The 14,560-nt window shown below is 48.3% G+C and carries 9 protein-coding genes; 2 read left to right on the forward strand and 7 right to left on the reverse strand.

The window, feature by feature from the left end; translation table 11 throughout:
• Positions 1-14 precede the first annotated feature (14 nt).
• Positions 15-635: an acetate uptake transporter gene (locus tag AAYR28_RS09370; RefSeq protein WP_024425703.1), complete on the forward strand. Its 621-nt coding sequence runs from the start codon at positions 15-17 to the stop codon at positions 633-635.
• A gap of 38 nt (positions 636-673) precedes the next feature.
• Here the strand turns inward: AAYR28_RS09370 and AAYR28_RS09375 are convergent, their stop codons facing one another.
• Positions 674-1,693: an LLM class flavin-dependent oxidoreductase gene (locus AAYR28_RS09375; protein ID WP_024427753.1), complete on the reverse strand. Its 1,020-nt coding sequence runs from the start codon at positions 1,691-1,693 to the stop codon at positions 674-676.
• 182 nt (positions 1,694-1,875) lie between these two features.
• Between AAYR28_RS09375 and AAYR28_RS09380 the strand changes: the two genes are divergently transcribed.
• The gene (locus AAYR28_RS09380) at positions 1,876-8,748 is read left to right on the forward strand and encodes a hypothetical protein (protein ID WP_427846922.1); all 6,873 of its coding nucleotides are present in this window, start codon (positions 1,876-1,878) and stop codon (positions 8,746-8,748) included.
• Positions 8,749-8,769: 21 nt separating this feature from the next.
• On the opposite strand, the gene AAYR28_RS09385 is transcribed toward AAYR28_RS09380, so the two are convergent.
• The 6 genes from AAYR28_RS09385 to nirD all read right to left on the reverse strand — a co-directional run bounded on the left by AAYR28_RS09385 (position 8,770) and on the right by nirD (position 14,552).
• Positions 8,770-9,330: a CatB-related O-acetyltransferase gene (locus AAYR28_RS09385; RefSeq protein WP_024428380.1), complete on the reverse strand. Its 561-nt coding sequence runs from the start codon at positions 9,328-9,330 to the stop codon at positions 8,770-8,772.
• Positions 9,331-9,393: 63 nt separating this feature from the next.
• Positions 9,394-10,761, reverse strand: coding sequence for an MATE family efflux transporter (locus AAYR28_RS09390; protein WP_120208053.1), 1,368 nt, complete (start codon positions 10,759-10,761; stop codon positions 9,394-9,396).
• A gap of 25 nt (positions 10,762-10,786) precedes the next feature.
• Positions 10,787-12,271: a D-alanyl-D-alanine carboxypeptidase/D-alanyl-D-alanine endopeptidase gene (gene dacB / locus AAYR28_RS09395; protein ID WP_120208055.1), complete on the reverse strand. Its 1,485-nt coding sequence runs from the start codon at positions 12,269-12,271 to the stop codon at positions 10,787-10,789.
• A 126-nt stretch (positions 12,272-12,397) separates the two neighbouring features.
• The gene (locus AAYR28_RS09400) at positions 12,398-13,372 is read right to left on the reverse strand and encodes a pectinesterase family protein (RefSeq protein WP_034280701.1); all 975 of its coding nucleotides are present in this window, start codon (positions 13,370-13,372) and stop codon (positions 12,398-12,400) included.
• Positions 13,373-13,460: 88 nt separating this feature from the next.
• Positions 13,461-14,162, reverse strand: coding sequence for a DUF421 domain-containing protein (locus AAYR28_RS09405; RefSeq protein WP_101676952.1), 702 nt, complete (start codon positions 14,160-14,162; stop codon positions 13,461-13,463).
• 66 nt (positions 14,163-14,228) lie between these two features.
• Positions 14,229-14,552, reverse strand: a complete 324-nt coding sequence (gene nirD / locus AAYR28_RS09410; RefSeq protein ID WP_024422642.1) for a nitrite reductase small subunit NirD — start codon at positions 14,550-14,552, stop codon at positions 14,229-14,231.
• Positions 14,553-14,560 lie beyond the last annotated feature (8 nt).

Below are 14,560 nucleotides of genomic sequence, written 5' to 3' on the forward strand. Positions count from 1 at the left end.
TGTAGGAGGTCATTATGGAAAAACAGAATGTTCAAGCAATTCGATTATCAATTGCAGACCCAACACCACTTGGTTTGTTTGGTTTAGCAATGGTGACGCTCGTTGCGTCCTCACAAAAACTAGGAATCACAGATGGCACTTCCCTTATTTTACCTTGGGCTATCTTCCTTGGAGGAATCGCGCAGCTGATCGCGTCCATACAAGATTCAAAGCATCATAATATTTTTGGAGCCACTGCTTTTGGCGCATTCGGTCTTTTCTGGATGGGCGTTGGAACAACTTGGCTCATTCAAGCCGGCGTTTTTGGGAAAACGCTTGCGGGAGCAGCAGATCCAAAACAGTTAGGTTTTGCGTTTATTGGTTATTTGATTTTCAGCTTGTTTATGACGATTGGTGCAATGGAAACACATAAAGTATTATTTTTGATTTTCGTCTTTATTGATTTCTTATTCATTGGTCTTTCCCTTAGCACTTTTGGTGTGATGTACGATGTGACTCATACCATGGCTGGTATTGCAGAATTGATTATTTCCCTGCTTTCATTTTATGGTTCTGCAGCTGTTGTCCTTAATACACATTTTGGCCGTATTGTTCTGCCAATCGGACAACCATTTCGCATTTTTACAAAAGCTTAAATAAAAAAGAACTGCTCTGTGCAGTTCTTTTTTTATGTTTATTTTTCTTGTGCCTCTTGAAAGATCTCTCCGATGATTTCATACGAACGCATTCTTTCTTGATGATCGAACATATCAGAATTAATCATCACTTCATCTGCTTGAGTAGCTTCTATAAAGGCTTCTAATTCTGTTTTCACCTTTTCTTTATCCCCAATGATAGTCGAGCTTAATTGTTCATCCACCATCGCCTTTTCATATGGACTCCAAAGACCGTCCATGCTGTCGACAGGCGCCTTCAGTTTTCCTGGTGTGTTGCGAATGAGACTTAAAAACCGCTGATAATGAGAGGTTGCCAAGTATTCAGCCCGTTCTGTTTGATCTGCAGCAAAAACCGTCACACCGACCATGGCATAAGGCTCTTTTAATACATCAGAAGGTCTAAATGACTGTCTGTACAACTCTAACGCGGGAATTGTATTTTTAGGTGAGAAATGTGCTGCAAAGGCAAATGGTAATCCAAGTTCTCCTGCGAGTCTGGCGCTAAAACCACTTGAACCAAGGAGCCAAATCGGAATGTCCAGACCTTCTCCTGGAACAGCTCTTACATGTTTTTTAACCTGACCGGTCGGCTTGAAATATTGACGAAGTTCTTCAAGCTGCTCTGGGAAATCTTCTCCGTTATGAAGATTACGTCTAAGCGCTCTTGCTGTTAACTGATCCGTCCCTGGTGCTCTGCCAAGACCTAAATCAATTCTCCCTGGATACAATGTCTCAAGTGTGCCAAATTGTTCGGCAATGACAAGTGAAGAGTGGTTTGGCAGCATAATCCCGCCAGATCCTACTCGAATTTTTTCGGTTCCTCCCGCAATATATCCAATTAAAACAGACGTTGCAGAGCTCGCTACCCCTTCCATGTTATGGTGTTCTGCCAGCCAGTATCTATGATAGCCCCACTTCTCCGCCTTCTTTGCTAAATCCATACTACGATCAAAAGATTCTTTAATGGTACCTCCTTCTGTCACTGAGGATAAATTTAAAACGGAATAGGCTTTGCCTTGTAAAACTGATTGACTCATAAATGATGTCCCCATTTCTGTCAAAAATCATACTATTTTATACTTTCAACACCATAACACAAATCCATGAAAGATTTAAATGATTTGATTCGATGATTTTCGAAATGATGATTTCCTAGGTTTTACTTCCAATTTGAAAATTTGCACATAGAATGAAATATCAATTCTAGGAGATGGGCAATTTGTACAATCAATTCGAACACAAATGTCCCTTTTGCGGTAAATACCATGAACAGCCTCATTACAAAAGATCACGTCATGACCGTCCTCGAAAAAGAGACTGTCCATTCATTAAACAAGAATATCCAACACAAAAGATATCTCAAGGGAATCAACCTTGCCAGATTGCAAAAGGAATAAAACAATCAAAACCAAATCAAAGAGCTGGACCAAGAGGCCCGGCAGGCCCAGCAGGTCCCCCTGGACCAACCGGACCTACTGGACCCGCTGGCGGGTTAACCGGCGCTCTTCCTTTTGATCCCTCACAATCACAAGATTACGATGCAGGGCAAGTGGTCACGTTTAATGGCAGTACTTACATTGCCAATGTTGACGCTCCATCAGGAATACCTGGACTCTCCCCCGACTATACCCTTTTGGCTGCTTCTGGAGAAACTGGGCCTACGGGGCCTACTGGGATCGGATTAAGTGGTGTTGAAGCCTATGATCCTGTTATGGCAACAACATATTCAGTAGGGCAAGTGGTCACTTATGGTGGTGGTACGTATATAGTGGATTCTGCACCACCTTCAGGTACGCCAGATACGTCGTCAGATTACACACTTTTAGCAGCACCAGGTGAAACTGGGCCTGCAGGCGCTACGGGTATTACCGGATCTACCGGTCCTACTGGTGGCACTGGTATTACTGGACCAACAGGTCCTACGGGTGCCACGGGGATTACTGGAGCTACGGGTCCTACGGGTGCGACAGGGATTACCGGATCTACTGGTGATACAGGGGCCACGGGCATCACTGGACCAACAGGTCCTACTGGTGTGACGGGTATCACTGGAGCTACCGGTCCTACTGGCGCCACGGGGATTACTGGATCTACCGGTCCTACTGGCGCCACGGGGATTACCGGATCTACCGGTCCTACTGGTGCCACGGGGATTACTGGAGCTACTGGTGATACAGGGGCGACGGGCATCACTGGTTCTACTGGACCTACTGGTGCCACCGGTATTACCGGATCTACCGGTCCTACTGGTGCCACGGGGATTACTGGAGCTACTGGTCCTACTGGCGCCACGGGCATCACTGGTTCTACTGGACCTACTGGTGCCACGGGGATCACCGGTTCAACTGGACCTACTGGTGCCACGGGCATCACTGGATCAACAGGTCCTACGGGTGCCACCGGTATTACCGGAGCTACTGGTGATACAGGTGCCACGGGCATCACTGGACCAACTGGTCCTACTGGTGCCACGGGCATCACCGGTTCAACCGGATCTACCGGTCCTACTGGTGGCACTGGTATTACTGGACCAACTGGTCCTACTGGTGTGACGGGTATCACTGGACCTACCGGACCTACCGGTGCCACGGGCATCACTGGTTCAACTGGACCTACCGGGACCACGGGGATCACTGGAGCTACCGGACCTACTGGTGCGACAGGGATTACTGGATCAACTGGCTCTACCGGCGCTACGGGGATCACTGGTTCAACTGGACCTACGGGTGCGACAGGGATTACCGGAGCTACTGGTGATACAGGTGCCACGGGCATCACTGGACCAACTGGTCCTACTGGTGCCACGGGCATCACCGGTTCAACCGGATCTACCGGTCCTACTGGTGGCACTGGTATTACTGGACCAACTGGTCCTACTGGTGTGACGGGTATCACTGGACCTACCGGACCTACCGGTGCCACGGGCATCACCGGTTCAACCGGATCTACCGGTCCTACTGGTGTTACTGGTATTACTGGACCAACAGGTCCTACTGGTGTGACGGGTATCACTGGAGCTACTGGTCCTACTGGCGCCACGGGCATCACTGGTTCAACTGGACCTACGGGTGCCACGGGGATCACCGGTTCAACTGGACCTACCGGGACCACGGGGATCACTGGACCTACCGGACCTACGGGTGCGACAGGGATTACTGGATCAACTGGCTCTACCGGCGCTACGGGGATCACTGGTTCAACTGGACCTACGGGTGCGACAGGGATTACTGGATCTACCGGTCCTACTGGTGTCACTGGTCCTACTGGTGCCACGGGGATTACTGGAGCTACTGGTGATACAGGGGCGACGGGCATCACTGGTTCTACTGGAGCTACTGGTGATACAGGGGCGACGGGCATCACTGGTTCAACTGGACCTACTGGTGCCACCGGTATTACCGGATCTACCGGTCCTACTGGTGCCACGGGGATTACTGGAGCTACTGGTCCTACTGGCGCCACGGGCATCACTGGTTCTACTGGACCTACTGGTGCGACAGGGATTACCGGAGCTACTGGTGATACAGGGGCCACGGGCATCACTGGACCAACTGGTCCTACTGGTGTGACGGGTATCACTGGATCAACTGGTCCTACTGGTGCCACCGGGATTACCGGAGCTACTGGTGATACAGGGGCCACGGGCATCACTGGACCAACTGGTCCTACTGGTGTGACGGGCATCACCGGTTCAACCGGTCCTACTGGTGTCACTGGTATTACTGGACCTACCGGACCTACCGGGGCCACGGGCATCACTGGATCAACTGGACCTACTGGTGCCACCGGTATTACCGGATCTACCGGTCCTACTGGCGCCACGGGCATCACTGGTTCAACTGGACCTACTGGTGCCACGGGCATCACCGGTTCAACTGGACCTACCGGTGCCACGGGCATCACCGGTTCAACCGGATCTACCGGTCCTACTGGTGTCACTGGTATTACTGGACCAACAGGTCCTACTGGTGTGACGGGTATCACTGGAGCTACTGGGCCTACTGGTGCGACAGGTATTACTGGATCAACTGGCTCTACCGGCGCTACGGGGATCACTGGATCAACAGGTCCTACGGGTGCCACCGGTATTACCGGATCTACCGGTCCTACTGGTGCCACTGGTATCACCGGTTCAACTGGACCTACCGGGACCACGGGGATCACTGGACCTACCGGACCTACTGGTGCGACAGGTATTACTGGATCAACTGGCTCTACCGGCGCTACGGGGATCACTGGATCAACTGGTCCTACGGGTGCCACCGGTATTACCGGATCTACCGGTCCTACTGGTGCCACTGGTATCACCGGTTCAACTGGACCTACCGGGACCACGGGGATCACTGGACCTACCGGACCTACTGGTGCGACAGGTATTACTGGATCAACTGGCTCTACCGGCGCTACGGGGATCACTGGTTCAACTGGACCTACTGGTGCCACGGGCATCACTGGATCAACAGGTCCTACGGGTGCCACCGGTATTACCGGAGCTACTGGTGATACAGGTGCCACGGGCATCACTGGACCAACTGGTCCTACTGGTGCCACGGGCATCACCGGTTCAACCGGATCTACCGGTCCTACTGGTGGCACTGGTATTACTGGACCAACTGGTCCTACTGGTGTGACGGGTATCACTGGACCTACCGGACCTACCGGTGCCACGGGCATCACTGGTTCAACTGGACCTACCGGGACCACGGGGATCACTGGAGCTACCGGACCTACTGGTGCGACAGGGATTACTGGATCAACTGGCTCTACCGGCGCTACGGGGATCACTGGTTCAACTGGACCTACGGGTGCGACAGGGATTACCGGAGCTACTGGTGATACAGGTGCCACGGGCATCACTGGACCAACTGGTCCTACTGGTGCCACGGGCATCACCGGTTCAACCGGATCTACCGGTCCTACTGGTGGCACTGGTATTACTGGACCAACTGGTCCTACTGGTGTGACGGGTATCACTGGACCTACCGGACCTACCGGTGCCACGGGCATCACCGGTTCAACCGGATCTACCGGTCCTACTGGTGTTACTGGTATTACTGGACCAACAGGTCCTACTGGTGTGACGGGTATCACTGGAGCTACTGGTCCTACTGGCGCCACGGGCATCACTGGTTCAACTGGACCTACGGGTGCCACGGGGATCACCGGTTCAACTGGACCTACCGGGACCACGGGGATCACTGGACCTACCGGACCTACGGGTGCGACAGGGATTACTGGATCAACTGGCTCTACCGGCGCTACGGGGATCACTGGTTCAACTGGACCTACGGGTGCGACAGGGATTACTGGATCTACCGGTCCTACTGGTGTCACTGGTCCTACTGGTGCCACCGGGATTACCGGAGCTACTGGTGATACAGGGGCCACGGGCATCACTGGACCAACTGGTCCTACTGGTGTGACGGGCATCACCGGTTCAACCGGTCCTACTGGTGTCACTGGTATTACTGGACCTACCGGACCTACCGGGGCCACGGGCATCACTGGATCAACTGGACCTACTGGTGCCACCGGTATTACCGGATCTACCGGTCCTACTGGCGCCACGGGCATCACTGGTTCAACTGGACCTACTGGTGCCACGGGCATCACCGGTTCAACTGGACCTACCGGTGCCACGGGCATCACCGGTTCAACCGGATCTACCGGTCCTACTGGTGTCACTGGTATTACTGGACCAACAGGTCCTACTGGTGTGACGGGTATCACTGGAGCTACTGGGCCTACTGGTGCGACAGGTATTACTGGATCAACTGGCTCTACCGGCGCTACGGGGATCACTGGATCAACTGGTCCTACGGGTGCCACCGGTATTACCGGATCTACCGGTCCTACTGGTGCCACTGGTATCACCGGTTCAACTGGACCTACCGGGACCACGGGGATCACTGGACCTACCGGACCTACTGGTGCGACAGGTATTACTGGATCAACTGGCTCTACCGGCGCTACGGGGATCACTGGATCAACTGGTCCTACGGGTGCCACCGGTATTACCGGATCTACCGGTCCTACTGGTGCCACTGGTATCACCGGTTCAACTGGACCTACCGGGACCACGGGGATCACTGGACCTACCGGACCTACTGGTGCGACAGGTATTACTGGATCAACTGGCTCTACCGGCGCTACGGGGATCACTGGTTCAACTGGACCTACTGGTGCCACTGGTATCACCGGTTCAACTGGACCTACCGGGACCACGGGTATCACTGGATCTACCGGTCCTACGGGTGCCACTGGTATTACTGGAGCTACTGGTCCTACTGGCGCCACGGGCATCACTGGTTCAACTGGACCTACTGGTGCCACGGGCATCACCGGTTCAACTGGACCTACCGGTGCCACGGGCATCACCGGTTCAACCGGATCTACCGGTCCTACTGGTGTCACTGGTATTACTGGACCAACAGGTCCTACTGGTGTGACGGGTATCACTGGAGCTACTGGTCCTACTGGCGCCACGGGCATCACTGGTTCAACAGGTCCTACTGGTGCCACTGGTATCACCGGTTCAACTGGACCTACCGGGACCACGGGTATCACTGGATCTACTGGACCTACTGGTGCCACGGGCATCACCGGTTCAACTGGCTCTACCGGCGCTACGGGGATCACTGGTTCAACTGGACCTACGGGTGCCACCGGTATTACCGGATCTACCGGTCCTACTGGTGTCACTGGTATTACTGGAGCTACTGGTCCTACTGGCGCCACGGGCATCACTGGTTCAACTGGACCTACTGGTGCCACTGGTATCACCGGTTCAACTGGACCTACCGGGACCACGGGTATCACTGGATCTACCGGTCCTACGGGTGCCACTGGTATTACTGGAGCTACTGGTCCTACTGGCGCCACGGGCATCACTGGTTCAACTGGACCTACTGGTGCCACGGGCATCACCGGTTCAACTGGACCTACTGGTGCCACGGGCATCACCGGTTCAACTGGACCTACCGGTGCCACGGGGATCACCGGTTCAACCGGATCTACCGGTCCTACTGGTGTCACTGGTATTACTGGACCAACAGGTCCTACTGGTGTGACGGGTATCACTGGAGCTACTGGTCCTACTGGCGCCACGGGCATCACTGGTTCAACAGGTCCTACTGGTGCCACTGGTATCACCGGTTCAACTGGACCTACCGGGACCACGGGGATCACCGGTTCAACCGGATCTACCGGTCCTACTGGTGTTACTGGTATTACTGGACCAACAGGTCCTACTGGTGCGACAGGGATTACCGGAGCTACTGGTGATACAGGGGCCACGGGCATCACTGGATCAACTGGTCCTACGGGTGCCACCGGTATTACCGGATCTACCGGTCCTACTGGTGTGACGGGTATCACTGGATCTACCGGTCCTACTGGTGCCACGGGGATTACTGGATCAACTGGCTCTACCGGCGCTACGGGGATCACTGGTTCAACTGGACCTACTGGTGTCACTGGTATTACTGGACCAACAGGTCCTACTGGTGTCACTGGTATTACTGGACCAACAGGTCCTACTGGTGTGACGGGGATCACTGGATCAACTGGACCTACTGGTGCCACCGGCATCACTGGAGCTACCGGGGCCACGGGTATTACTGGACCAACAGGTCCTACTGGCGTGACAGGTGTCACTGGGGCTACTGGAACAGGTGGTTTTACAGATACAGCACTTTATGCTGCTAATAGTTCTGGCCCTACCATCGTTACTGTAGCAGGAGGAACGAATATTCCTTTGCCAAACTTTCAAAACATTACTGGTTTTACAGCAAACGGCACTAGTACTGTTTTTACCGTTCTGCAAACTGGTAAATATTATATTACGTATCAAATCAACACCACTACAGCTCTTTTGATTAATACACGTTTGCTTTTAAATGGAACAACTACTATTTCTGGTTCTGTTCAATCACCTGTTATCTCAACTTCATTAATCAACAACACTGTTATTGTTAATTTAACAGCTGGTAATACCATCTCACTGCAGTTTTTTGGGGCGGTTGTCACAGCTATTTTAGTTAGCGGAGGTGGTGCTGCTGGAGCAGCCTTGACCATCATACGTCTTAGCTAAACTAAAAAAAGAAAGGCTTTTTCAGCCTTTCTTTTTTATGTCTTCTATTACATTTATACACTGTTCAATATCATACGATTGCAAAAGATGAAAAATAGATTGGATGATTGAAAACTCTAAATTCCACCATTCTAATAACTGCAGTTTTTCGATTATTTCGGATGAAAATCGATATTTCATGAGCTGCTGGGGATTTCCTGCGGCAATTGCATATGGCGGCACATCTTTTGTGATCACACTATTTGCCCCGATCACGGCCCCGTTTCCTATACATACTCCTGACATAATCGTCGCACCATATCCAATCCATACGTCATGTCCAATATGAACATCTCCCTTCGATTTGGGATGTCCTTTAATGTCGGCAGCTTCTTTGAAAATTTGATTAAACGGATACGTTGTGACCCAATCTGTACGGTGTTCCCCGCCTAGAAAAATTTTCACTTCGTTTGCGATGGAACAAAACTTCCCAATATTTAATGTCGTTCCTTCCCCCCACGTCAGCACTTGGAAATCTGGTCCGGCATAAGAAAAGTCACCGATATTGTACGAGCTCAGTTCACTTCTTTGATTCAAAAACATAGAAGATCCGGCCTCCTTAAAGTGAGAGATCTTCGTATGTATATGCTGCTTTAACCCTTTACATTATGATTGAACAAGCGCTACAATTTGTTTTTTCTTCCATACGAGCTGATAGTAGCTGTATTGGAGGAGTAAGTTTACAAAGAAAGCTGCAGGGTAGCCAATCCATATTCCTTTAATGCCAAGGGATGTATAGTGTGATAGCACATAAGCGACTGGTACTTCTACAAGCCAAATGGAACAAATACTAAAGATCGTCGGCCAAAGAACCGTCCCGCTTGCTCTCATTGTGGCTGCAACAATTTGGGCCGTTCCAAAAATGAGATAGCTCCATAATGTAATGACGACCAAACTATAGGCAATGTCTATCGTCTTAGGATCTGTTAAAAAGATAGATAAAATCTGCGGTGCAAAAATATAAACGAAAATAATGATACATCCGCCTATGGCAAAGTTAAGACCTAACCCAATTTTAATGACATCTTTCAGTCGATTCATATTTCCTGCGCCAATGAATTGAGCTGCAAAGATCGAGACCGCAATGCCAAGGCTCACTGCCGGCATCTGCACATAACTCACAACTTGATTGACAACACCATAGGCAGCTGTCGCCTGTGATCCATAATCGTTGACGAAAGAAATAACGGCAATTTCTGATAAAGAAATGAGGATCATATTAATGCTTGATGGGATACTGAGCTTTAATAACGTTTTTAATAGATCCCCTTTCATCAATAAATGCTTTCTCACCGATGCATCAATGCGAAGCGGGTGCTTTGTCTTATATAAGTAGATGTGTAGAATGATAAATGTCACAATTGTTGAAATCACAGAAGCATACGCAGCGCCGTATAAGCCGAACGCTGGCAGTCCCAGCCATCCAAATAATAAAATGGGCAGCATCAAAATATTCGTTGCAGTACTAATCATTAAGAAATAAAATGGCGTTTTCGAATCCCCTGTCCCTCGCAAGAAGGTCGTATAAACAAAATAAAGAAATAAGATCGGCATTGAGATGAATAGAATTCTAGCATAGCCCGCACTTTCCTCCACGATATTGGCGGGTGTTCTCATAAGGTTTAAGATGTCTGTTGCGAAAAAACCTCCAATGATCGCTAAAGATACTCCGATCAAAAAAGTGAATGAAAGCGTTGTGCCAATAATTTCTTTTAATTTCTGTTCATTTTTTGCTCCATACGCTTGTCCAATAAGGATCGAGCTTCCCGATCCAATTCCAATGGAAAAAGAAACGAGTAAAAAGAAAAGCGGAAAGAATGCAGAAATGGCAGCTACTGCATCCTCTCCAATCCATCTTCCGACAAGAACAATAGACACTAATTGTCCGATCGATTGCAAAATATTACTTAGCAAAAGCGGGATGAGAAAAATGGACATGGTTTTTACTAAAGATTGATTATTATCTAACGTCATGATGGTTCTCCTTCTCTCTCTAAATCTAAAGATTCTCAGCTAGTATGCTGACAATACGGTCTTCTATCTCTTTCCCATTTTCGTCATCAACAAGGTGATTTAATAAGATGGAAAAAGCGAGCGTTTTCCCGCCCTGCGTGTCAATATATCCAGAAAGTGTGCTGACCGTTGTTAACGACCCTGTTTTTGCACGTACTTTTTCTAGTGTAGCTGGTTCCTTCAATCTGTTCCTTAACGTTCCCCCTACCATTCGTTCACTTGCCCCTGCTAAAGGGAGCGCATGTTCATAGGTTTTAAACCATTTTTCCTTTTGAATGTTTGTCAAAAATAAAGTGAACTGGTTAGCGGAGACAAGGTTAATAGGTGATATCCCCGATCCGTCACGCAGCACTGCAAGCGAAGGATCGATGCCAAACGCAGGAAGCCGTTCATTCATGACGTCCAGCCCAGCTTCAAAGCTCCCTTTGTTCTTCACTTTTTTCCCTAGTTCCTTTAGCAAAATTTCTGCATGGGTATTGTTGCTTAATTTCATCATAGGAACAAGCAGCTCAGATAATGGCATCGATGTATGGGAGGCAATTTTTTTGGCTTTTTTAGGAACTTGTTTTGATTTCAGCGGTCCCTTTACTTGAATCCCTTCCGCCTTTAACGCTCGTTTCATTAAGTCTAAAGCATAGACGGACGGATCCCATAAAGCTACCCATTGTTTAGATGAGCTCGCTTTAACCGGAATAGTCCCAGTCAACGTAATCTTGTTGGTTCCGTGAGAGCGCTTAAAAGAGATTTTCTTTTTTTCACCTTCTGGAACTGTTTTCACTTGATTGATGACTTGAGCGACATCCGTCTTTGGGATCATATCATATGCGGCTTTCTGTCCTGCTTTTTTTCCTGGTTTTACTTCGAGAATCACGGTCCCTGCATCATAATCTTGATTCGGTGAAGCCGTGAGAGCAGAAATTTGTGCCCCGTAATATTGATCCTCATCACTCCAAGGCAGGTCAATGGAGTATCTCGTGTCATCAAACCAAGTGTCATCTGCCGCAAGCTGCCCGCGAATGGTATGTATTCCGGCCTTTTTGACTTGTTTGGCAAGTGCTGCAAAATCCTCCTCTAATAAAGCCGGATCGCCGGTGCCGCGAAGATAAAGGCTGCCATGTAGCGTTTTCTTTTGAATGGAACCATCCATCCAGATGTCTGTAGGGAATGTGTGTGTTTCTCCAAGTATATCAAGTGCGATGGCTGATGTGAGCAGTTTCATATTAGAAGCAGGAGTAAGACGAATATCGGCTTGATGTTCATAAAGAAGAGAGGTGTCAGAAGTATCGCGGACGCTGATGCCAGAGATCGCGCCCTCTAAATCAGGTGCTGTTCGTATGAATTCGTCTAAAGCTGTCATCCATTGAAGTGAATCGTCACGAGCTTTGAGTTGTTCATCTTTCGCTGAAAAAGGGAGAAATAAAATCGACAGGATACATATTTGTAAAAACATGAGCTGTGAAAAACGCTTCACGCAATCCCTCCTTTTTGTTGCAGCCAATTTTAGAAGAATATGTTCATTATACACAAAAGAACGTTTGTTCTCAAAGGTTTTTTAAACAGAAAAGTCAGCTTTCTTTGACGAAAACTGACAAGCCCCTTACCTCTTTTCTGGATTCCAGCCATCGGTTCCGCGAAGAACAGCCTGAACCGTGATTTGACTTGCTTCATTTTGGGTTAAAATGGTTGACCATTTTACGCGGTTTGCTGGACTGCTTCCCGCTCCTGTCGATCCAAATTCTTTATATCTGGCCGTTCTTTCATTGTCACGGTTATCCCAGTTATGCCATCCCTCTGCTTTCACATGATCATCCATTTTTGTATGAAGGAATGTTACAGCCGAATGAGGTCTCCACGGACGTCCTAAATAAACCGATTGCGCAGCTGCCGTCCCCTTTTTCAGCGTAGAGTCCATGAATACATAGCCGTACCTTTGCGCTTCTGTTGTGGATGCTGCAGTAATATACCCATTTCCAAGGCTTTTTATTTCAGCTCTTTTAAACACAGCTGTGGCTGATCCAAAAATAAAATCAACCGTGCCCTCAATATAGCAGTTTTCATAATATTGCCGCCCTGTGCCTGTTGCATAAAGTGTATCTTGATAGCCTAACACGCGTATTTGTTTGAACACAGCCCGGTCGCCAGACACATACAGCGCAACTGCCTGACCAGCATGTCTGCCAGCTGTATTTTGAAAGGTGATATTTTCTGCATAAAAATCGTTTGCACGAATCATTGTGCTTGAGCTGTTTGTTGTACTCCCAGTGCTTGCATTTGTATCATCATACGTAAGGATCGTCTTGTGCTGGTTTTCGCCAATAAAGGATACGTGTGGTTTATTTTGCGGAAGCAAAATTTTTTCTTTATATACGCCATTTTTAATATAGATCGTTGCCGGTTGTTGATTGTTTGCTGGAATCGCATCAATGGCAGACTGAACGGTGCGGTATGTCCCGCTTCCCTTTTGATCAACGACAAGGACGCGGTTATGCCCGGCTTCTGCTGCTTGAAGTGAAGCGAAGTCAAAAAGAAAGAAAGACAAGACCATAACAATCCATACGTTTCTATATTTCATCACATATCTCCTCCTCATTTTGTGAACGTTTTCACCAAACATTCTTTTTGATCCTATTCCATACACGCACAAAAAAACACCCACGTTTTTATGTTGTGGATGTTTTTTTAGACTTTTCATATTGCATCGCATAAATCCCTTCATTTTCAACCCATTCACAAAATAGAACGTCTCGATAAGAGGAAATATGCTGCTTTTTTAATTGCTTATTCAGCCAGGATTCATCAAAGCCGGCTTCTTGTAAATCATCTTTTAAGATTTCGCCGTCAATAATAAATGTTCTAGGCAATTTCACTTCTTTTCCCTTCACGTTCACATCTTCTGCTGTGGCTGGCGCGTATTTCATTTTCGGAAGAACACTGACAGAACCGTCCGTTTCCAAAATGGCATATTCAATTTCATTCAGTGCAAAATGGCCTTTTGCGCGAACCAGTGTCTGCAGCTGATTGATATCAAGCATATTCTTCTTTAACCGATTGTAGTGAATCTTCCCCTTATCAATCACAAGAGTAGGTCTTCCTTCTAAAAAAGCGCGAATGGATTTAAAGCGCTGTGAAAGCCATTCAACTGTATAAATAAGTACGCCCCATACCGCAACAGCAAATAAAATGTGCTGAATCCTGACTTCTGGGTCAAAAATGGCGTTTCCGACCATTTCGCCTAAAATTAGTGCAGAAATAAAATCAAACGGTGTGATTTGTGCAAATTGTGTTTTCCCTAATAATTTTGTAATAAAAAATAAAGCGAAAAATCCGATTAAGAGTTCAATCAAAATATTAACGAACGGCACAAAAATTCCTTCCTTTCTTGCTGCATTTATATACAGCATATACATGAAAGGAAGGATCTAAACCATTTATGAAGGCAATAAAATAAAGACATTGTCCCCTTCAACGAATGTTTCATATGTTTTAACGCATCCGTGATCTGGTGCTTGCACGTTTCCTGATGAAAGATCAATTTTCCAATCATGCATTGGGCAGAAAACGTGATTCCCGCTGACCATGCCTTCAGCCAGAACGCCGCCTTTATGAGGACAGCGATTTTCAATGGCTTTGAACTGCTTATTAGAGGTTTGAAAAACAGCTAATTCAAGTGTACCGGCTTCAACTGTTTTACCTAGCTGTAGCGGAAAATCTGATAGGGTGCCAATGTGAACTTTAACAACTGAAACTGTCATATGATCTC

It is taken from the genome of Bacillus safensis (assembly GCF_039619585.1).
GTDB lineage: Bacteria > Bacillota > Bacilli > Bacillales > Bacillaceae > Bacillus > Bacillus safensis.

What these genes read in the sequence shown, in the direction of transcription:
- AAYR28_RS09370 (WP_024425703.1), top strand. Translation starts at nt 15, where the DNA reads ATGGAAAAACAGAATGTTCAAGCAATTCGATTATCAATTGCAGACCCA.
- AAYR28_RS09375 (WP_024427753.1), bottom strand. Translation starts at nt 1,693, where the DNA reads ATGAGTCAATCAGTTTTACAAGGCAAAGCCTATTCCGTTTTAAATTTA.
- AAYR28_RS09385 (WP_024428380.1), bottom strand. Translation starts at nt 9,330, where the DNA reads ATGTTTTTGAATCAAAGAAGTGAACTGAGCTCGTACAATATCGGTGAC.
- AAYR28_RS09390 (WP_120208053.1), bottom strand. Translation starts at nt 10,761, where the DNA reads ATGACGTTAGATAATAATCAATCTTTAGTAAAAACCATGTCCATTTTT.
- AAYR28_RS09400 (WP_034280701.1), bottom strand. Translation starts at nt 13,372, where the DNA reads ATGAAATATAGAAACGTATGGATTGTTATGGTCTTGTCTTTCTTTCTT.
- nirD (WP_024422642.1), bottom strand. Translation starts at nt 14,552, where the DNA reads ATGACAGTTTCAGTTGTTAAAGTTCACATTGGCACCCTATCAGATTTT.